The sequence below is a fragment of the Staphylococcus sp. 2S1 genome (assembly GCF_046721335.1).
GTDB classification, from domain to species: domain Bacteria; phylum Bacillota; class Bacilli; order Staphylococcales; family Staphylococcaceae; genus Staphylococcus; species Staphylococcus equorum_A.
This window is the reverse complement of sequence record NZ_JBEUUJ010000003.1, coordinates 2208331-2229650: the sequence shown is the minus strand read 5'-3', so window position 1 is coordinate 2229650 and position 21320 is coordinate 2208331. Positions and strand designations below refer to the sequence as shown.

Genomic DNA, 21320 nt, shown 5'->3' with positions numbered 1-21320 from the left:
CAAACTACTTTATAAGTTTATTATATCATACGCACCCTCTAGAATTGAAACATATTAGTTTTGCTTATGTACACATTTCGTTACACTTAAACGTATGGCATATAAATAATGGAATGGGGATTTTTAAATGATAAATAAACAACGACTCCTAGATACTTTTTTGGAATTAGTGCAAATTGATTCTGAGAGTGGCAATGAGATTGAAATTCAACGGTTACTTAAATCTAAGTTTGAAAAATTGGGATTAAAGGTAGTTGAAGACCATGTTGGTCAACATGAAAATTTAGGAGCAAATAATTTAATTTGCACATTAGAGGCGACGACAAATGATGAAAATATAGATAATATCTATTTCACGAGTCATATGGATACAGTTGTGCCTGGTGTTAATGTAAAGCCGATAGTTAAAGATGATGGTTACATCTATTCAGATGGAACTACAATTTTAGGTGCTGATGATAAAGCCGGATTAGCTACTATTTTAGAATTAATTTACATATTAAATGAACAAGACATAGCACATGGTAAGATTCAATTTGTACTTACTGTTTCGGAAGAATCTGGTTTAGAAGGTGCGAAAGCATTAGATACATCTTTACTCGATGCCAAATATGGCTATGCTATCGATGCAAGTGTAGACGTAGGGACAACTGTTATTAATGCACCCACACAAATGAAAATTAATACTACAATTCATGGTAAAAAAGCTCACGCGAGTGTACCTAACAAAGGTGTAAGTGCGATTAATATTGCCGCTAAAGCTATAAGTGCGATGAAATTAGGTCAGATAGACGAATATACCACAGCAAATATAGGCCGTTTTGAAGGCGGATCTGCAACTAACATTGTAGCTGACAAAGTAACACTTATGGCTGAAGCCCGATCACACTCAGATGAAAGTATAAATGCTCAAGTAACTCATATGAAATCTGTTTTTGAAGAAACAGCAGAAAAATATGGTTGCTCAGCTACAGTTGAAATAATTAATAGTTATCCTGGCTTTAAAATTGCACAAGATGCCACAGTTACTAACGTAGCTAAAGCCAGCGCAATTGCATTAGGGTTAACACCGAACACAGTTATGGTCGGCGGGGGTTCTGATGGTAATATAATTAATCAATTAGGCATACCAACTGTCATCTTAGGCGTGGGTTACGAGCACATCCATACAACTGAAGAACGTATGTCAATTGATGCTTTAAATCTTCTAGCAGAACAGCTTATAAAAATAGTTGAAATAATTACTCAAAAATCTGAAAACTGATTAAGTGAATATGAGTGATGCTTTGTGATACAATATATGAGAAAACTTTAATAAGAGAGGTTAGTTAAATGACACAACAAATTGGTGTAGTAGGTTTAGCCGTAATGGGTAAAAACCTTGCTTGGAATATTGAATCACGAGGATATAGCGTTTCAGTTTTTAACCGTTCATCTTCTAAAACAGATGAAATGGTAACAGAATCTGAAGGTAAAAATATACATCCGACGTACTCTATAGAGGAGTTTGTGAATTCTCTAGAAAAACCCCGTAAGATTTTATTAATGGTGAAGGCGAGGACCAGACAACAGATGCAACAATCGATAGCTTATTACCATTACTAGATAATGATGATATTTTAATCGATGGTGGTAACACTAATTATCAAGATACAATCAGACGTAATAAAGCACTAGCTGAAAGTGGTGTTAACTTCATCGGAATGGGCGTTTCTGGTGGTGAAGTTGGCGCGCTTACTGGTCCTTCATTAATGCCTGGTGGACAACAAGAAGCATTTGATAAAGTTAAAGACATTGTAGAAGCAATCTCTGCTAAAGCTGAAGATGGCGCCGCATGTGTAGCTTATATTGGACCTAATGGTGCCGGTCACTACGTTAAAATGGTGCACAATGGTATTGAATATGCAGATATGCAGTTAATTGCTGAAAGTTACGCAATGATGAAAGACTTACTTGGTATGTCTCATGAAGAAATTTCACAAACATTCAAAGACTGGAACGTCGGCGAACTTTCAAGTTACTTGATTGAAATCACTGGTGACATCTTCACTAAATTAGATGATGATGGTAATGGTCCATTAGTTGAAAAAATCATGGATACAGCTGGCCAAAAAGGTACAGGTAAATGGACTTCTATTAACGCTTTAGAATTAGGTATTCCATTAACAATTATTACTGAATCAGTATTTGCACGCTTTATATCTTCAATCAAAGAAGAACGCGTGAATGCTTCTAAACAATTAAATGGACCAAGTACTAAATTTGAAGGTAACAAAGAAGAATTCCTTGAAAAAATCCGTAAAGCGCTGTATATGAGTAAGATTTGTTCATACGCACAAGGCTTTGCTCAAATGAGAAAAGCTAGTGACGACAATGAATGGAATTTAAAACTTGGAGAGCTTGCTATGATTTGGCGTGAAGGTTGTATTATCCGTGCGCAATTCTTACAAAAAATTAAAGAAGCATATGATAATGATACAGAATTACAAAATCTATTATTAGACCCATACTTCAAAGATATCGTAACAAACTATCAAGATGCATTACGTGATGTTGTAGCTACTGGTGTACAAAATGGTGTTCCAACGCCAGGTTTCTCTGCAAGTATTAACTATTATGATAGTTATCGTTCAGAAAACTTACCAGCTAACTTAATTCAAGCGCAACGTGATTATTTTGGTGCACACACTTACGAACGTAAAGATCGTGAAGGCGTATTCCATACACAATGGATTGAAGACTAATAAACATCTTTATATTAACATTATAAAAGACGTGAAACTACTTCGCGTTTGAAACTACTAGCAAAGTCTACGGACTTTACTAGTAGTTTTTTTATGTAAATTTTTAATAACAGCTTTAGTATTACATTAAATTTCCAAGTAATGGCATTTAAATAAGAAAAAGCTAACCCATGATTACAAAAAATGCAAACTTTGTGCAATCGTTTGCACAAATCCTTTGACTTTCCCTTTATACTTAATTATCATTATAATTATAGTTTTGAAAACGCTTTAATTATATACATTAGCAAAGGATGACTCAACTTGGTAACTATAAAGGATGTTGCAAAAGCAACAAATGTAGCACCATCGACAGTTTCACGTGTCATTAGCGGTAACAATCGTATAAGCGATGCTACTAGATTAAAAGTATTAGCGGTGATGGAAGCATTAGGCTACCAACCAAATCATGCGGCCCGAACATTAGTTACAAAAAAATCTAAAACAATAGGTATTATTCAAAAAAGCGGGCGTAATGAAACAAGGCAAAATCCATTTATTATAGATGTCCTTTCAGGTATATATAAATCATGCAAAGCACATGGTTATGCAACAATATCTACCACAAATGAGCAATATGAAAATATAGAATTAGAAGTAAGTCACATGATTTCTTATCATGCAGTAGATGGCTTTATTTTATTATACTCAAAAGAAAACGATAAGATAGAACAAATACTTGCTCAACATAATATGCCGTACGTCGTCGTGGGGAAACCCTTATCTAATCAACAAGTCATTCATATAGATAATAATAATGTTGAAGCGACGGAGCAATTAACACGCTATCTCATAAGTCTTGGTCATAGTAAGTTTTTATTTTTAGCTGAACGTGGAAATTATGAAGTTGTTAAAGATCGAATCAAAGGATTTACTAATGTCCTTAAACAACATGCACAAGTAGGTCTTATCGAATATTTTGATATGAACTACCAAAGCATAAAATCTTATTTTCATTATTTACTCACACATAATGAACTATCTTCAGTCATTATTACATCAGATACGATGCTCAATCATATTGTGCTTAGCGTATTGTATGAACTACAACTTCGTGTGCCAACAGATTTACAAACAGCAACCTTCAATGATTCTTACTTAACTGAATTTGCGGCGCCACCACAAACCGCGGTCAATATTCATCCTGACTTATTAGGTGAAGCAGCAGGCGACGCTATCATTCAATTAATTAGTGGAGAACATATTGTCGATTTTAATAAAGTTATTCCAACAGATATTATTAAAAGAGTCTCAACTCAATATTTAACAAAGGAGCAATAATATGAATAAACAGTGGTGGAAAGAGGCAGTAGCATATCAAGTTTATCCTCGAAGCTTTAACGATTCAAATAACGATGGCATTGGAGATTTACAAGGAGTTATTGAAAAACTAGATTATATACAAGATTTAGGTATCGATATCATTTGGTTAAGCCCGATGTATAAATCACCAAATGATGATAATGGTTATGATATTAGTGATTATCAAGATATCATGGATGAATTTGGAACGATGGATGATTTTGATCAATTATTAGATGGTGTACACCAACGTGGTATGAAACTCATTTTAGATTTAGTAGTCAATCATACATCAGATGAACATCCATGGTTTATAGAATCTAAATCGAGTAAAGATAATCCAAAACGAGATTGGTATATCTGGAAAGATCCAAAAGCTGATGGATCTGAACCTAATAATTGGGAAAGTATATTTAATGGTTCTACATGGGAATATGATAAAACAACAGGTCAATATTATTTCCATTTATTTAGTAAAAAACAACCTGATTTAAATTGGGAAAATAAAGACGTTAAAGCAACTGTCTTTAACATGATGAACTGGTGGTTTGAAAAAGGAATTGATGGCTTCAGAGTGGATGCAATTACCCATATTAAGAAAACATTTGAAGCCGGAGATTTACCAGTTCCTGAAGGCAAAACATACGCGCCTGCATTCGACGTAGATATGAACCAACCAGGCATACATGATTGGTTACAAGAAATGAAGGATGAATCCTTAAGTCATTACGATATTATGACAGTAGGAGAAGCAAATGGTGTGAATCCTGATAATGCTGATGAATGGGTCGGTGAAGACAAAGGTAAGTTTAATATGATTTTCCAATTTGAGCACTTAGGTTTATGGAATACTGGCGATATTAAATTTGATGTTAAAGCATATAAAGATGTGTTAAATAGATGGCAAAAGAAACTTGAAGATGTAGGCTGGAATGCATTGTTTATAGAAAATCATGATCAACCTAGACGTGTATCTACATGGGGTGATGATGAAAGATTTTGGTATGAGTCAGCTACAAGTCATGCGGTTGTATATTTCTTACAACAAGGCACACCATTCATATATCAAGGACAAGAAATCGGTATGACCAATTATCCATTTGAAAGTGTGGAAACATTTAATGATGTTGCTGTAGTGAACGAATATAATATCGTTAAGGCTCAGGGTGGTGATTTAACAGAACTGTTAAACAAACACAAAATGGAAAATAGAGATAATTCTCGTACACCAATGCAATGGACTAATGCTATAAACGGTGGATTTTCTGAACATGAGCCTTGGTTCCCAGTTAATCCTAATTACACTGAGATTAATGTATCATCACAGCTACAAGATTCTGATTCAATTTTAAATTTTTACAAATCTCTGATTCAAGTAAAAAAATCACATGATATTTTTACATATGGCACTTTTAATCTGATAGATGCTGAAAATGACCGTGTATTTGCTTATATTAGAGAATTAGAAGGAAAACGTGTCCTTGTAGTAGGAAATTTAACTGATAAGTCTGCCTCGTTGGCATTCAATGAAACGATAAATGAAAATAATATTAAACTGCACAATTACAAAGATAACAAATTGAATTTAACTGCATTACGTCCATTTGAAGCTTTTGTAATAGCTTTATAAAAAATTAATTTATTTAAGTCTACAAAAAACCTCTAACGATATTTGAATTATTTTGAATTCAAATTATGTCAGAGGTTTTTTATAGTTCATTGTCATGATATTGTTCTTGATCTACAGGCATCCATAGCTGAACTTTAGTGACAAGCATCATCAAAAGATAATTCTAAGGGATAAACTTCCACATACAGGCTGTTATGCTCATATGGCGGGGTCATTTGAAGGCTTGTTTCGATGTAATACCAAGCTTCGTTAATGACATAGTCTAAATCACCTTGTAAGTTAAATTTAGCATATTGTCTTTCAGGTAGGAAACGGCTTTCTAAGTGTGCGGGGTATCTTTCACTTGGTACACCCACAAATATTTCCATACCTTGATCTAATGGACAATTGACTACAAATAACTCATGTGGACTTACATCATTATAACGTTGAAGCTCTTTAATTTTTCCATCGACTAATAAATCTTCTAAAAAGTCAGGTACTTTATATGGATTTTCTAATTCATCTGCATCTAAAAATCGATTGTAACCTACTAATGATAGGCCCTGTGTATCTTCTAATCTGTAATTATAAGGTGCAGTTTCAGTTGTTGTCAGTTTTATATAAAGTCTTGGCTGCATTTTAAGTTCATCGCGTTTGGTATTCACTTGGATGGGTGACACCCCGTGAAAATCACTGAAATCATTTGCGAACGCGTTTGTATCACTATAATTGTATTTTTTAGCTACGTCCATTAAACGACTTGAACCACTAATAATCTCTTTTGTTGCTAAAGTCATTCTACGTGACCTCGCATATTCACTTGGAGACTGACCAACAATCATTTTAAATGATTGATCAAGATGATAAGGTGAAAGACCAACGTAATCACTGAGTTCTTGCAAATGAAAAGGCTCTAGCAAATGATCTTCTATATAAACAATTGCCTGTTGTATTTGCTTGATAACGTCCAAAACTTTCACTCCTAATTTTCAAATGACTCATGCGCCATCATTGCTTTTAAATTTATTGTTGGAAAACGTTAGCATCGTTTACCTAATTAATTATATTCTACATCATTTTACTTATACTTACATCTCAAAAATATTAAATAGAGTAAAATGTAAATAAGTAAACGCATAAACTTTATGTAATTTGCTCAATAGATTAAATCATAACACAAAAAAAGGTTAAGAAAAAAGCAACAACACAAGTGATTTTTTACACTTGCGTTGTTGCCTTATGTTATAGAAAGATAAACATATTAATGAATATCGTCCCACCAATGGAAACCATCTCTACTTAAGAGTAATTCACTTTCTAATGGACCATTTGATCCTGATTCATAGTTAGGGAATTCAGGTTCATTTTGGTCCCATTCTTCTTGTATTGCATCGACAAATTTCCAAGTAGATTTTAACTCTTCCCAATGGGTAAAGTTAGTAGCATCACCATTTAGACAATCAAATAATAAATTTTCATAAGCATCGACAGTATTCATTTTATCTTGTGCGCTCATCGCATAAGATAATTGAACAGGTTCTGTTTCAATACCTTGAACATTTTTCTTCGCATTTAAATGTAATGATACACCTTCATTAGGTTGGATGTTGATGACAAGTAAATTTGAATCTAATTTCTTATCTGTTTCATAATATAAATTCATAGGCACTTCTTTAAATTCAACAACGACTTGAATCGTTTTACTCTTCATTCGTTTACCTGTTCTAATATAAAATGGCACGCCAGCCCATCTAAAGTTATCGACAGTCAATTTACCTGAAACGAAAGTAGGGGTTGTTGAGTCTTCAGCAACACGGTCTTCATCTCTGTAACGTCTTACTTTTTGATCATCAATTGTACCTTCATCATATTGTCCGCGAACAAAGTTTTGACGAACTTCTTCTGATTCTAATTTACGCAATGATTTAAGTGCTTTAACTTTCTCAGCTCGTATATCTTCACTGTGTAAACTAATTGGTGCTTCCATTGCTAATAATGCAACCATTTGTAACATATGGTTTTGAACCATATCTTTTAAAGCACCACTTGATTCATAGTAACCACCTCTATCTTCAACACCTAATACTTCTGAAGATGTTACTTGAATGTTAGAAATGTATTTATTATTCCATAATGGTTCGAACATCGCATTAGCGAAACGAAGTACTTCTATATTTTGTACCATGTCTTTACCTAAGTAATGGTCAATACGATAAATTTCTTCTTCTTTAAATGAACGACGTAATTGTTCATTAAGTTGCTCTGCTGACTCTAAATCAGTACCAAATGGTTTTTCAATAACTAAACGTTTGAAACCAGTAGTCTCGGTTAATCCAGATGATTTCAAATAATCAGAAATCACACCGAAGAAATTAGGAGCCATAGCTAGGTAGAATAATCTATTACCCTGAAGTTGGAACTCAGTATCTAATTTATTACTCACTTCTAGTAGTGATTGATAACTTGCTTCATCACTGACATCATGTTTATGATAAAACACGTGTTCCATAAATTTATCAAGATGTTTTGTATCTTTAACATGTTCTTGAATTGATGATTTCACTTGACTACGGAAATCATCGTTTGTTAAGTCTCTTCTACCTATCCCAATGATTGCAACTTGTTCATTTAAGTTTTCTTGTTGATACAAATGGAATAATGATGGAAATAATTTTCTGTGACTAAGATCACCAGTTGCTCCAAAAATTGTTATTAAGCATGGAATATCTTTGTTTCTAGTATTCAAGATCAAAACCTCAATTCTTTTTATAAATCTCTATTTATTATAGACCAATATTCAGTATTATTCCTACAATTTTGCTTGGAAGTATTTAATTTTAATATATTTTTTATTCTTTTGTGTGATAAAATGTGAACAAGAAGAGGAGGCATATGCATGGAAATCACATTTTTTGGCACGAGTGCGGGTCTACCAACCAAAGAAAGAAACACCCAAGCAATTGCATTAAATTTAGAACCATACTCAAATAATGTTTGGTTATTTGATGTGGGTGAAGGGACTCAACATCAAATACTGCATCATTCAATCAAATTGGGTAAAGTTGATCATATTTTTATTACGCATATGCACGGGGATCATATATTTGGTTTGCCCGGACTATTAACGAGTCGTTCATTTCAGGGTGGAGAAAGTAAGCCACTCACAGTAGTTGGACCAAAGGGTATTCAACAATTTATAGAGACGGCCTTACAACTATCTGAATCCAGATTAAATTATCCAATCACATACATAGAAATTGAAGATCAATTAAACTATCATCATAACGGTTTTAATGTGAACGCACATCTATTAAACCATGGTATTACATCTTATGGCTACAGAATTGAAGCGCCCTATACCCCAGGGAAAATTGATGTTCAAGCTTTAAAGGATATTGGTTTGGAACCGGGACCTAAGTATCAAGATATTAAAATTAATGAAACTTTTGAACATAATGGATTAATTTATGATTCTAATCAATTTAAAGGCGATGCTATTAAAGGTCCTGTTATCGCTATATTTGGCGACACGATGCCTTGTAAAAATGAGTTGTTAATTGCTCAAGATGCAACAGTAATGGTACATGAAAGTACTTATATAGAAGGGGATAAAATGTTAGCAAACAGTTATCACCACAGTCATATTGACGATGTGTTTGAGTTAATTGATGAAGCTCAAGTTGAATATAGTTTAATTACACACATAAGTAATCGCTATACAAAAGAAGAAGTGGAAACGATTAGTCAATCATTAAAGTCTCGAGACAAGACACCACCATTCATGTTTGTTAATGATTTTGATTCGTGGTCATTCTAGCTACAGACTAATTCAAAATAGTAATATAGATATCTAACGAAAGCGTAAGTTCTTAATTTAGGAACTTGCGCTTTTAAACTACCAATATTATCTTTAGTGTAGGTTGATCATATGTTTCTACGTGTTTTGTGCACGCTTTCCGCGAGTTTAGTTGTAATATAAAGTGATGAAATATTTCGAAATTAAAATAACACTAATTCAAATGCAACATGCAATGAATTAGTGTTATTATTTTATATTTATAAGTTAGTTAAAGTAGCATTTGTATCTTAAATTTAAATTAACTAATCGTCATCTCGACTTGATAATTCAATACTTCTATTAACCGCGGCACGTAAACAATCTTCAAATATGCCTTCTATATCATGTTCTGATAAAGCATTTAAGCCTGCTTGGGTAGTGCCACCTTTAGAAGTTATATTTTTTCTCAATTGCTCCATACTCAATTCAGATCGTTCAATCATTTTACTTGTGCCAATAATTAAATTACGGATAGATTCTTCAACTTGAGATTTCTCTAAACCTAGTTGCGTGCCCGCTGTCACATATTGTTCGAATACGTGATATAAAAAGGCTGGACCGCTTCCTGTAATTGCAGTAACTTGATGCAAGTTATCTTCAGAAACTTCTATTGCTGAACCAAATGCATTGATCAAATCATCAACTTCTTCTTTAGATTTTGGTCCAAAATTATTAGAAAAACTGATACCTGTTACAGAATGACCTACATGCGCATTTGTATTTGGCATAATACGAGCAATTGGATTATCAGCACCAATTTTTTCACGAATATAGCTTATAGGTAAACCAGCCATAATAGAAATGAATTTATTGTTTTCTGTTACATTAGGTCTAATACGCTCAGATAATACATCAAAATCATAAGGTTTTGTACCTAAAAATACATAATCAGCATCTTTTAATAATGCTTCATCATCGTAACTATAATTCACACCTAATTTTTCTGCATAATCTTTAAGTGCAACTTCGTTAGAACGATTTGTTAAATAAATATTGTTAGAATCAATCACTTTTGAATTAACGATACCTGTAAAAATGGCATGAGCCATGTTACCAAGCACCATAAAATACTAGTTTCATGTGAATATTTCACTTCCTCTTAGTTTTTATGTTTCTATACTAACATAGATTTATAATATAACTAATATTTATATTATATACATGACATATCATAGCCATTTCAATTATACTAACTGTACATTGACAAAGGGTAGGGATAATTATGATTGGCAAACATTATATTTTAACTGGAGGAACGAGTGGTTTAGGTAAAGCAATATTAAAGATACTATTAAAGAAAAGGGTGTTTGTGACAGTAATCGTACGTAATCCACAAAAATTAGATGATATTATTGCGCAGTATGGTACAGAGCATTTATCTATCATACAATGCGACTTACAATCACAGGCTCAAATTCTAAAGCTTAAGCATCATTTTCAAGACCAATCAATCGATGGTTTAATTTATTCATCTGGGTTAGGTTATTTTAAAGCAATAGAGCAACATAGTATTGATGAAATGTTAGAAACTTATAATTTAAATGTAGTGAACTTCAATATACTTTTGACTACTATTCAACCATTTTTAAGTACTAATCCATCCATCGTTGGTATTGGTAGCCAGTCTGCTTTTTTAACACAAGCTTATGCCGCACATTACGGGGCAAGTAAAGCTGCTTTTAACCAAGTCTTGAATGCACTACGCATTGAAAAACCTAACTATCATGTCCTAACTATAAATACTGGTCCCATTGCTACACCATTTCATGAAAAAGCAGATCCATCGCTAGCATTTGCACAAAAATATAAAAGTATTATGCTAGATTCAGATAAATTAGCACAGCAAGTCGTAAAAGGGATACTTACGAACAAAACAGAAATCAATGAACCTAAATGGATGCATTTTATATTAAAGATTTATCAACTTGCACCACGTTTTATTGAAAAACATTTCACGATATTTTTTAAAAATAAAGCTTAATTGCTACTATTCTGTTTATGTATTATTGAACTTAAATGGCAATATAAAAAGAGTTAGTTGAACTTAAAGGATAATAGATGAGGAACAGGACATCTACTTTCACAAGTATCAAACTAACTCTTTTTTAGTGTTGTGATTTATTATTTTAAATGCTGTGTATATTCCAGATTCTTAACACGATTACGTGCAACTTTCAGTTTTTCTAAACTAATTTCTTTTGATAATTCGTAATTCTTCACATTTTCATCTAATTGCTCAACGCCGCTAGCCCCCATAATAATAGAACCTAGAGCATCATGCGACGTAAGATAGTTAAATGTTAAACCAGTTAAATTATTTTCAATCTCTTTAATAGAAGCTATCGTTTCTCCTAATTCTTGGTAAGTATAATCAAATATACCTTCTGCAAATTTAGAATCTAATGCTTGATTACTATTAGTAGTTAACAATCCTTTAAAAACAGGCCCACGTGCAAGTATTTTAACCTTCTTAGCATGCACATCATCTAATAATACTTCTGGTCTATTATCAATTAAGTTAAATTGAGACATTAAAGTTTCGATATCGCTGTGTTTTAAATAATAATCAATGACATTAGGTCGAATTGAAGATATGCCATACGCACGCACAACACCTTCTTTTTTCAATTCCTCAAATGCACTAATTGTTTCATCTAGTGGATCATCAATCGTACCACCATGTAATTGATATAAATCTAAGTGATCTAATCCTAGTCTTTGTAAAGAGTCCTTCACAGCAGCTTTGATATATTTTTTAGAAGGATCCCAAAATGTAGTACCATCATCAGCTAAATGATTACCTACTTTTGTGCCAATCACAATATCATCTCGATTTTGATATTTTTTCAAGGCTTTACCTACAATATCTTCGTTTACACCTTTATCATAAATATCAGCCGTATCAAAATATGTGATGCCTTGTTCAATCGCACGTTCTATAATTGGTTCTGCTTGTTCATAATCAGTGCCTAGACTCATACATCCTAAACCTAATTCTGAGATTTCAATACCACTTTTTAAAATATTTTTTTGCATGTCGTTTCTCCTTTCGATACACTTGATGATAGGGCATAGACGTAACAAAATAAGTCGTTATGAATTACTTTTATGCATTGCGCAAAATTTTTGATATAAATGAAATATAAATACTTACATTTCTACAAATATCGCTTTTATCGCTTTTGCTATTCCCTGAAACACTAACGTGTTAATCTTAACAATAACTTAATTCAAATAAAAGGAACGTGATTATAATGAATCTATTCGAGAAAACATTACATAAAGAGTCCATCTACAAAGGTGCAATTATTGATTTAGAAGTCCATGATATAGAACTACCCGATGGACAAACGTCAAAACGTGAATTAGTTTACCATAACGGGGCAGTTGCAGTATGTGCAATCAATCCAGATAACCAAGTTATTCTCGTCAGACAGTATCGTAAACCCGCTGAAAAAACATTATTAGAAATACCAGCTGGAAAATTAGAATTAAATGAAGAAAGAGAATCAGCTGCCAAAAGAGAATTAGAAGAAGAAACGGGCTATATTGCTGAAAATTTAGAATTGATTACTGAAATGTACGGTTCTCCAGGCTTCTCTAATGAAAAGATTTCAATTTATCTTGCCAAAGATTTGAAAATAGGTGAAATGAATTTAGATGACGATGAATTTATTGAAATCGAAACATATAATATTGAAGAAATAACATCCATGCTCCAAAACCAAGAAATCGAGGATGCTAAAACAATTATTGCTTTACAATATCTATTACTTAATTATAATCATTCCAAATAACTTGCCTACACACTTGCGTATTTTATCAATTATTGGTATTTTATATATATAAATCATTATGTAAATTGAAATGATTATAATTATTAGTAGGGGAGTGAGGCTTCCGTGGAAGAACGATTAAATCGCGTGAAGCAACAATTACAACAATCATCTTATAAATTAACTCCGCAGACGCGAAGCAACGTTAAGAGTTTTAATTGAAAATGAGAAAGATCATTTAAGCGCTGAAGACGTTTATTTAAAAGTTAAAGATAAAGCACCTGAAATAGGACTTGCGACTGTCTATCGTACGTTAGAATTATTAGCAGAATTAAAAGTTGTGGATAAAATTAATTTTGGTGATGGTGTTGCCCGTTTTGATTTACGTAAAGAAGGTGCGAAGCATTTCCACCATCACCTTGTTTGTATGGAATGCGGTAAAGTAGAAGAAATCGAAGAAGATTTATTGCCTCAAGTGGAAGAAAAAGTAGAGCAAGATTTTAACTTTAGAATTTCAGACCATCGCTTAACATTCCATGGTGTATGCTCAGATTGCCAAGCTCAAGGTAAGTAAGCTCAACATCATACACTATTTTATAAATAGAGGTGGTACCATTGGATACGATAATTGAAGAATATTTGAGATTTATCCAACTAGAAAAAGGGTTGAGTTCGAATACAATTGGCGCATATAGAAGAGATTTAAAAAAATATGCCACTTTTTTAGAAGAACAAAAAATAGGGCATATAGATTTTGTAGATAGACAATTAATCAATCAATGCCTTGGCTATTTACACGACGAGGGTGCTTCCGCAAAATCATTGGCGCGTTTCATATCTACAGTACGCAGTTTTCATCAGTTCGCATTACGAGAAAAATATGCTCGCAAAAGATCCAACTGTATTAATCGAAACACCGAAATATGATAGGAAATTACCTGATGTCTTAGAAGTAGATGAAGTACTTGCTTTGCTTGAGACTCCGAACTTATCAAAAATTAACGGCTATAGAGATCGTACAATGTTAGAATTGTTATATGCTACAGGCATGCGCGTTTCTGAACTTATACACATTGAACTTGAGGATATCAATTTAATCATGGGCTTCGTCAAAGTATTTGGTAAAGGAAACAAAGAACGCATTATCCCATTGGGTGATGCAGTAATAGAATATTTAAATACATATTTAGATACAACACGCCCTCAATTACTGAAGCGTACTGTGACAAATGTATTGTTTTTAAATATGCATGGTAAACCTTTATCAAGACAAGCTATTTGGAAAATGATTAAACAAAATGGTGTAAAAGCGAATATCAATAAGACGTTGACACCACATACATTGAGACATTCATTTGCTACACATTTACTTGAAAATGGTGCTGATTTACGTGCTGTACAAGAAATGTTAGGACATTCTGATATTTCGACAACACAACTTTACACACATGTCTCAAAATCACAAATTCGCAAAATGTATAATGAATTTCATCCACGTGCATAAACACAAACCAGTTTATTCGTTGAATAGCTAGCTTGTGTTTTTTTGTTTGCGTCGCCATTTTAATATGACTTGTTTTATTCATTTGATTTAAGTTTATTCTTTTTTTGCACGGCGTATATCAAGTGCCTGTTGTCGCGCTTTGTCAACTTCTGAACGATCTCTTTCTAAATGATGATTTACAATATAACTATCTTCTATCATATGTGGTGTTCTAACAAAATTAGGGTATTTTTTTAAAATATCCTGTTCCATTTCTTTTGTTATTGGTAATTGAATTGGCACAAATTGCTTAGCACTAGCCACAGACTGAATTAATTCTATAATGATTTTTTTATATTCATCTGTATAGATGCCTAAATCAATGGATTGTTCACTTTGTTCTATAACACTTAATGCTTTTTTAAATGATCGTAACGCACCAACATTGTTATGTCCGCGATAATGATAGCAACCTGTTGCTAACAAAATCAAACTTACAATTGCATCATCTTTACTAAATTGCGGATTTTCTTTCCAAGTTTCTTCTAAAATGTCATGACACAAAAAGTAATGTTGTTCCGTATGAAATTGATAATAAAAATCTTGTAATGCATTTTCCATAATTAAAACCGCTCCAAATTTAAATGTTTTCATTAAACATGCTATAATATTTTAGTGAAATACGCACATAACTTGCTATATGAGGTAGATACTATGTATGAAGTAAAACTAGATGCTTTTAATGGTCCTTTAGATTTATTATTGCATCTCATTCAAAAAATTGAAATTGATATTTATGATATTCCCATGAAATCATTAACAGAACAATATATGCAATATATACATGCAATGAATCAATTAGAGATTAATGTTGCTAGTGAATATTTAGTTATGGCTTCGAACTGCTTATGATTAAAAGTAAAATGCTGTTACCACAATCAGAAGAAGTCGACGAATTAGAAGAGGATCCACGTGAAGATTTAGTAGGACGATTAATTGAATATCAAAATTATAAAGAATATACTGAGATATTAAATGAAAAGAAATCTGAACGTGCTTTTTACTTTTCAAAGCATCCAACTGATTTAACACACCTAGAATCTAATGAAACATGGGATTCAAGTAATACAATTGATTTAACAGAATTAATCATCGCTTATCAAAAAGTTAAAAATCGCGTTGAATTCAACACGCCAAAAACTGTAGATATACGTAAAGAAACATTTACGATTCAACAAGCAACTTCTCAAGTTAATGCGCGTTTACAACAACATGATTCGTTTAATTTTTTTAGTTTGTTTAATTTTACAGAACCTGTTGAAATGGTGGTCACACATTTTCTAGCAATACTTGAAATGTCTAAATCGGGCATTGTAAATATAGAACAACTCAAAAATTTCGACGATATCAACATTATAAGAGGGGTAAACTATGGCATTGAACGATAAGGGTATACTAGAAGCATTACTTTATACAGCAGGTGACGAAGGTTTAGATGAAAAACAATTACTTGAAATTTTAGACATTGACCAAACACAATTGTCACTACTCGTTTCTGAATACATATCAGATGGCTTAGAAATTCAACATTTTGGTCAAACTTATGTACTTACTACAAAAAAAGATGCAGCAAATTATATTGAAAAATTAATAGAACAAAAATCAAAAATGAAATTATCGCAAGCGACAATGGAATCATTGTCTATTATTGCCTACAATCAACCTTTATCACGAAGCGACATTGAGATGATAAGAGGTATAAATTCTGACGGCGCTGTTAAAACTTTAATTGCTCGAGGGCTAATAGAAGCTAAAGACGAAGCGGATTCCAGAAGCCAACAACTCTATACCACAGAACTATTTTTAAACGTATTTGGCATTGAACATTTAGATGATTTACCAACAACTGATGAGGAAGATGAAGAAATAGAAGCTTTCTTCAGTAACTTAGTAAATCAAAAAGGAGAAAATAATGAATAAAGAGACAGAAAGATTACAAAAACGTATTGCAAACAGTGGTCACACGTCACGTAGAAAAGCAGAAACATTAATCACAGAAGGCAAAGTCTTAGTTAATGGCTCAGTAGTAACAGAGTTAGGTACGAAAGTTAAACCGTCGGATACAATTGAAGTTGAGGGCATTAAATTAGAACAACAAGATAAACTATATATTTTATTTTATAAACCAAGCACAAGTTATCACTAGTGTATCGGACGATAGAGGTAGAAAAGTGGTTACAGATTACTTTAAACAAATTAAAACAAGAATTTATCCAGTGGGTCGTTTAGATTATGATACTTCAGGTTTACTTTTATTAACTAACGACGGCGAATTCACTAATTTAATGACACATCCGAGTTATAAAATTAAGAAAAAATATGTTGTTAAATTAAAAGGCTATTTAATGCGTGAAGAAGTTAAAGCTTTAGAACATGGTGTTGAACTAGAAGATGGCCATACACAACCGACTACTGTAAAAGTAAAGAATCAAGATAAAGATAAAAATTCAACACTTGTTGAAATTACAATTACAGAAGGACGCAATAGACAAGTCCGTCGCATGTTTGAACATTTTGGTCACGAAGTTACAAAATTACAACGCATTGAAGTTGGTCCACTTAACCTAAAAGGGCTTAATGCAGGTGAAGGCAGAGTCTTAACACCTCATGAAGTAAAAGTGATGCGTCAACTTGCAGAACATGGTAAATAATTGTTATTACGTTTAGTTTAATTTAAATCATGAGAAAAGTTTCACAATCTTTTTCTTCGTAATCACTTTTCCTATTAAACGTATGATATAATGTGATTAAATTGAAAGTTAGCAGTGTGGGAGGTACATATGTATGTCAAATGAAATACTTATCGTAGATGATGAAGATCGAATCAGAAGATTATTAAAATTATACCTTGAAAGAGAATCTTTTGAGATACATGAAGCAAGTGATGGTAATGAAGCGTATAAAATGGCGATGGAACATGATTATTCATGTATTTTATTAGACCTTATGCTTCCAGAAATGGATGGTATCACTGTTGCTTCACGTCTCAGAGAACACAAAGAAACACCAATTATTATGTTGACTGCTAAAGGTGAAGAAACAAATAGGGTAGAAGGATTCGAATCTGGTGCAGACGATTATATCGTGAAACCATTTTCTCCTCGTGAAGTGGTATTGCGCGTCAAAGCGTTGTTAAGACGTACACAAGTAGCGCATACAGAACAAAGTGAACCTCATGCGCGTGATTTAATTGAATTTGACCACCTTGTCATTGACAACGATGCACACAGAGTATTAGCAGATAATAACCAAGTTAATTTAACACCAAAAGAATATGAGTTGTTAATATTTCTAGCTAAAACACCTAACAAAGTCTTTGATCGAGAACAGCTTCTAAAAGAAGTATGGCATTATGAATTCTACGGCGACTTGCGTACTGTAGATACTCACGTTAAACGTTTAAGAGAAAAGTTAAATCGAGTATCTGATGCAGCAGCTCAAATGATTCAAACTGTTTGGGGTGTTGGTTATAAATTCGAGGTTAAGTCCAATGATGAATCGGCTAAATAATGTAGTAATAAAACTGTGGTTAACTATTATTTTAATAGTAACGACAGTTTTAATTTTACTAAGTGTCTGCACTCATAACATTTATTCAGTCCTATTTTACGCAAGAAACCGAAGATTCATTACTCAAAGATGCACAGCGTATCAGTCAATTGGTGGAAAGTGCAGATGATAAAACTACAGCTATTGAATACAGTCGTAAATTGATAGAAAACCCAGATGGGCTTATTATTATGAATGATAAGCATATGGTGAGCCAACATAAAGATAAAATTAAAGACAAGATGTTTAAAGAAATTAAAAACAATAAAGATTATAACCAAGTGTTTGATAAAGGAAAACAAATTTCAGAACACGTTACTGTCAAAATCAATGGGCAACAGCGGACTTATGTGTTAATTGGTTATCCTGCTAAAAACTTGACTGAGCAAGATAATAATCGAAATAATAACTACAGTGGCGTATTTATCTATCAAGATTTAAAAACGATTGAAGAAACCAATAACGTAATTACAGTTATTATTTTAATTATCGCTATTATCTTCTTAGCAATTACAACCGTTTTTGCCTTTTTCTTATCATCTCGTATAACAAAACCGTTACGAAATTTACGGACACAGGCCTTGAAAGTTTCTAAAGGAGATTATGCTCAAGTCGTACCTGTAAATACGCGCGATGAAATTGGTGAATTATCTCGTACGTTTAATACGATGAGTTCTGAAATTCAACAACATATAGATGCCTTGTCATCTTCAAAAAATATTCGTGATAGTTTAATCAATTCTATGATTGAAGGTGTATTGGGATACAATGATAAAAAAGAAATTATAATTTCTAATAAAATGGCTCAAAACACACTTCAAATACTTGGTGATCATGAACTCAAAAAGCTTGATAAACAAAATGAACGTACTTTCAAAAACAAGCAAACACAATTTGAAGAATATGAAATAAATACGCGTTATTTAGTAATAATAACGAGTTATATTGATCAAATTCAACCAGATGGTCGTAGTGGTATCGTAGCTATTATTCGTGATATGACAAACGAACATAACATAGACCAAATGAAAAAAGATTTTATTGCTAATGTTTCACATGAATTACGTACGCCTATTTCATTACTACAAGGCTATACTGAGTCTATAGTGGACGGCATCGTCACAGAGCCCGATGAAATACATGAATCACTATCTATTGTACTAGATGAAACTAAACGCTTAAATCGACTTGTAAATGAGCTTCTCAGTGTTGCACGTATGGATGCTTGAGGGGCTAACGGTAGAAAAATCTGTTCAGCCAATTGATACATTGCTAAATAAAATGCAACAAAAATATCAAAGTCATGCAGAGAGTTTAGGTTTAAGCATCAATTTAAATCCAAATACGCACGAACAGCTGTGGTATTATGATTTAGATCGAATTGAACAAGTCTTAACTAATTTGATAGACAATGCAACAAGGTATACCGAAGCGGGAGATGCCATCACTATCAGTTATGGGGAAACAGAGACAGAAAACATATTATATATTACAGACACGGGCTCTGGTATTGCGCCAGAGCATCTACAACAAGTGTTTGAACGTTTTTATAAAGTTGATTCCTCGCGTAAACGTGGTAAACAAGGTACAGGTCTAGGTTTATTTATATGTCGAATGATTATAGATGAACATGGTGGCAGTATTGACGTTAAAAGTAAACTAGGTAAAGGAACAACATTTATTGTCAAATTACCAAAGTTAACTAATAATGAGATGTTATAGAAAATAGTTGAGTGGTTACTGCTTCAATTAAACTAATCAAACATTAATATAAAGACCGGCGAAATCATTATTGTTATTTCGCCGGTCTTTATTATCAATTATGCTTGCAGACTCACTAAAAAGTGTAGGTTTTCTTTAATTTAGTCGCTTTTACTCCCTTTTTAGCATATTTAGAGCAATAGTATTGTTTTTACCTGAGTAATAAGCTATGATATATTTATAAAAATTTAAGATATTCATCTTCGGGGTAGGGTGTAATTCCCAACCGGCAGTAATTAAAGCTCGCGACCCATTTATTTTCATTTAAATAAATGGCTGATCTAGTGAAAATCTAGAGCCGACAGTAAAGTCTGGATGGGAGAAGATGGAGGGTTATTTGTTGTGCTGTTAAATCCTCCTATTCGATGAAAGATGAATGGAAGGAGATAATTTAATATGCAACAACAAACAAAACGACTTATTACGATAAGTATGTTAAGTGCGGTTTCTTTTATATTGATGTTTATAAAATTTCCAATACCATTTTTACCGCCTTATTTAACTTTAGACTTTAGTGATGTGCCCGCATTATTAGCTACATTCACACTCGGACCGCTCGCCGGTATCATTGTAGAATTTATAAAAAATTTATTAAACTTTTTATTTAATCTTGGAGATCCAGTAGGTCCAGTTGCTAACTTTTTAGCAAGCATCCAGTTTTTTACTAACAGCTTATTATGTTACTAAAAACAAATATAACCTTAAATCACAGATTATAGGTTTTACTGTAGCAACTATTGTAATGACAATTATTCTAAGTATCTTGAACTACTTTGTGTTGTTACCTTTATATGGCATGATTATGAATTTATCTAATGTTGTAGAAAACGTTAAGATTGTCATTGTATCTGGTGTTATTCCATTCAACATTATTAAAGGCGCTATTATTTCTATAGTGTTCATTCTTTTATTTAAACGTTTAAAAAATGTATTACCAAAATAAATATAAAAACAGGGCGATTTCTATTAAAGTAATACAGAAATCGCCCTGTTTTTATATATTAAATCAACTATTCATAATTTAAAATCATTTTAGACATAAAAATTAGCATGCTCCATGCAATGTGAACACGCTAACCTTAAACGTAGCCATTAGTAAATATAGTTAGTAATCACTATATTTAGACAAACGCTTATTATATATTATTAAGTATAA

General features: G+C 32.6%; 11 protein-coding genes, 9 pseudogenes and 1 riboswitch. Of the genes and pseudogenes, 15 read left to right on the top strand and 5 right to left on the bottom strand.

What is annotated here, in order from left to right:
- Nucleotides 1-127 precede the first annotated feature (127 nt).
- The 4 genes and pseudogenes from ABLV90_RS11635 (at nt 128) to ABLV90_RS11620 (ending at nt 5715) form a co-directional block, all read left to right on the top strand.
- Nucleotides 128-1264 (top strand): M20/M25/M40 family metallo-hydrolase, encoded by a 1137-nt coding sequence (locus tag ABLV90_RS11635; RefSeq protein WP_460872672.1) that lies wholly within the window; start codon nt 128-130, stop codon nt 1262-1264.
- A 68-nt stretch (nt 1265-1332) separates the two neighbouring features.
- Nucleotides 1333-2744: pseudogene (gndA, locus tag ABLV90_RS11630) on the top strand (NADP-dependent phosphogluconate dehydrogenase).
- 303 nt (nt 2745-3047) lie between these two features.
- Nucleotides 3048-4064 (top strand): LacI family DNA-binding transcriptional regulator, encoded by a 1017-nt coding sequence (locus ABLV90_RS11625; RefSeq protein WP_460872670.1) that lies wholly within the window; start codon nt 3048-3050, stop codon nt 4062-4064.
- 1 nt (nt 4065) lies between these two features.
- Nucleotides 4066-5715: a glycoside hydrolase family 13 protein gene (locus ABLV90_RS11620; RefSeq protein WP_460872669.1), complete on the top strand. Its 1650-nt coding sequence runs from the start codon at nt 4066-4068 to the stop codon at nt 5713-5715.
- 79 nt (nt 5716-5794) lie between these two features.
- Here ABLV90_RS11620 and ABLV90_RS11615 read toward each other — a convergent pair.
- Together ABLV90_RS11615 and zwf are read right to left on the bottom strand one after the other, a co-directional pair.
- Nucleotides 5795-6668, bottom strand: a pseudogene (locus ABLV90_RS11615) (effector binding domain-containing protein).
- Between the two features lie 290 nt (nt 6669-6958).
- Nucleotides 6959-8443 (bottom strand): glucose-6-phosphate dehydrogenase, encoded by a 1485-nt coding sequence (gene zwf, locus ABLV90_RS11610; RefSeq protein WP_427704396.1) that lies wholly within the window; start codon nt 8441-8443, stop codon nt 6959-6961.
- 150 nt (nt 8444-8593) lie between these two features.
- On the opposite strand from zwf, the gene rnz reads away from it, so the two are divergent.
- Nucleotides 8594-9514: a ribonuclease Z gene (gene rnz / locus ABLV90_RS11605; RefSeq protein WP_427704397.1), complete on the top strand. Its 921-nt coding sequence runs from the start codon at nt 8594-8596 to the stop codon at nt 9512-9514.
- Between the two features lie 284 nt (nt 9515-9798).
- Here the strand turns inward: rnz and proC are convergent.
- Nucleotides 9799-10615, bottom strand: a pseudogene (proC, locus tag ABLV90_RS11600) (pyrroline-5-carboxylate reductase).
- 142 nt (nt 10616-10757) lie between these two features.
- Here proC and ABLV90_RS11595 point away from each other — a divergent pair.
- The gene (locus tag ABLV90_RS11595) at nt 10758-11516 is read left to right on the top strand and encodes an SDR family NAD(P)-dependent oxidoreductase (RefSeq protein ID WP_427704398.1); all 759 of its coding nucleotides are present in this window, start codon (nt 10758-10760) and stop codon (nt 11514-11516) included.
- Nucleotides 11517-11656: 140 nt separating this feature from the next.
- Here the strand turns inward: ABLV90_RS11595 and ABLV90_RS11590 are convergent, their stop codons facing one another.
- Complete coding sequence (locus tag ABLV90_RS11590; protein WP_460872668.1) at nt 11657-12571, bottom strand: aldo/keto reductase; 915 nt, start codon at nt 12569-12571, stop codon at nt 11657-11659.
- Nucleotides 12572-12789: 218 nt separating this feature from the next.
- Here ABLV90_RS11590 and ABLV90_RS11585 point away from each other — a divergent pair, with 218 nt between their 5' ends.
- The 3 genes and pseudogenes from ABLV90_RS11585 to xerD all read left to right on the top strand — a co-directional run bounded on the left by ABLV90_RS11585 (nt 12790) and on the right by xerD (nt 14815).
- Nucleotides 12790-13332 (top strand): NUDIX hydrolase, encoded by a 543-nt coding sequence (locus ABLV90_RS11585; RefSeq protein WP_427704401.1) that lies wholly within the window; start codon nt 12790-12792, stop codon nt 13330-13332.
- A gap of 105 nt (nt 13333-13437) precedes the next feature.
- A pseudogene (locus tag ABLV90_RS11580) lies at nt 13438-13885 on the top strand (Fur family transcriptional regulator).
- A 41-nt stretch (nt 13886-13926) separates the two neighbouring features.
- A pseudogene (gene xerD / locus ABLV90_RS11575) lies at nt 13927-14815 on the top strand (site-specific tyrosine recombinase XerD).
- Nucleotides 14816-14908: 93 nt separating this feature from the next.
- On the opposite strand, the gene ABLV90_RS11570 reads toward xerD, so the two are convergent.
- Nucleotides 14909-15415, bottom strand: a complete 507-nt coding sequence (locus ABLV90_RS11570) for a DUF309 domain-containing protein (protein WP_460872667.1) — start codon at nt 15413-15415, stop codon at nt 14909-14911.
- Nucleotides 15416-15508: 93 nt separating this feature from the next.
- Here ABLV90_RS11570 and ABLV90_RS11565 point away from each other — a divergent pair.
- The 6 genes and pseudogenes from ABLV90_RS11565 to ABLV90_RS11540 all read left to right on the top strand — a co-directional run bounded on the left by ABLV90_RS11565 (nt 15509) and on the right by ABLV90_RS11540 (nt 21107).
- A pseudogene (locus tag ABLV90_RS11565) lies at nt 15509-16242 on the top strand (segregation and condensation protein A).
- A complete protein-coding gene (scpB, locus tag ABLV90_RS11560; protein WP_460872881.1) occupies nt 16232-16774 on the top strand; it encodes an SMC-Scp complex subunit ScpB in 543 nt (180 codons plus the stop codon). The pseudogene ABLV90_RS11565 and the gene scpB overlap by 11 nt, the downstream one beginning before the upstream one ends.
- Nucleotides 16767-17505: pseudogene (locus ABLV90_RS11555) on the top strand (pseudouridine synthase). Before scpB ends, ABLV90_RS11555 begins: the two are co-directional and overlap by 8 nt.
- A 133-nt stretch (nt 17506-17638) precedes the next feature.
- Nucleotides 17639-18364, top strand: a complete 726-nt coding sequence (locus ABLV90_RS11550; protein WP_002507553.1) for a response regulator transcription factor — start codon at nt 17639-17641, stop codon at nt 18362-18364.
- Nucleotides 18348-20125, top strand: a pseudogene (locus ABLV90_RS11545) (ATP-binding protein). Before ABLV90_RS11550 ends, ABLV90_RS11545 begins: the two are co-directional and overlap by 17 nt.
- Nucleotides 20126-20359: 234 nt before the next feature.
- A riboswitch (FMN riboswitch) is annotated at nt 20360-20495 on the top strand.
- A 65-nt stretch (nt 20496-20560) separates the two neighbouring features.
- A pseudogene (locus tag ABLV90_RS11540) lies at nt 20561-21107 on the top strand (ECF transporter S component).
- Nucleotides 21108-21320: the final 213 nt, after the last annotated feature.

Bases quoted from the DNA above. Each gene is read 5' to 3' on its own strand.
- ABLV90_RS11635 (WP_460872672.1), top strand. From the start codon at position 128: ATGATAAATAAACAACGACTCCTAGATACTTTTTTGGAATTAGTGCAA.
- ABLV90_RS11620 (WP_460872669.1), top strand. From the start codon at position 4,066: ATGAATAAACAGTGGTGGAAAGAGGCAGTAGCATATCAAGTTTATCCT.
- rnz (WP_427704397.1), top strand. From the start codon at position 8,594: ATGGAAATCACATTTTTTGGCACGAGTGCGGGTCTACCAACCAAAGAA.
- ABLV90_RS11595 (WP_427704398.1), top strand. From the start codon at position 10,758: ATGATTGGCAAACATTATATTTTAACTGGAGGAACGAGTGGTTTAGGT.
- ABLV90_RS11590 (WP_460872668.1), bottom strand. From the start codon at position 12,571: ATGCAAAAAAATATTTTAAAAAGTGGTATTGAAATCTCAGAATTAGGT.
- ABLV90_RS11585 (WP_427704401.1), top strand. From the start codon at position 12,790: ATGAATCTATTCGAGAAAACATTACATAAAGAGTCCATCTACAAAGGT.
- ABLV90_RS11570 (WP_460872667.1), bottom strand. From the start codon at position 15,415: ATGGAAAATGCATTACAAGATTTTTATTATCAATTTCATACGGAACAA.
- ABLV90_RS11550 (WP_002507553.1), top strand. From the start codon at position 17,639: ATGTCAAATGAAATACTTATCGTAGATGATGAAGATCGAATCAGAAGA.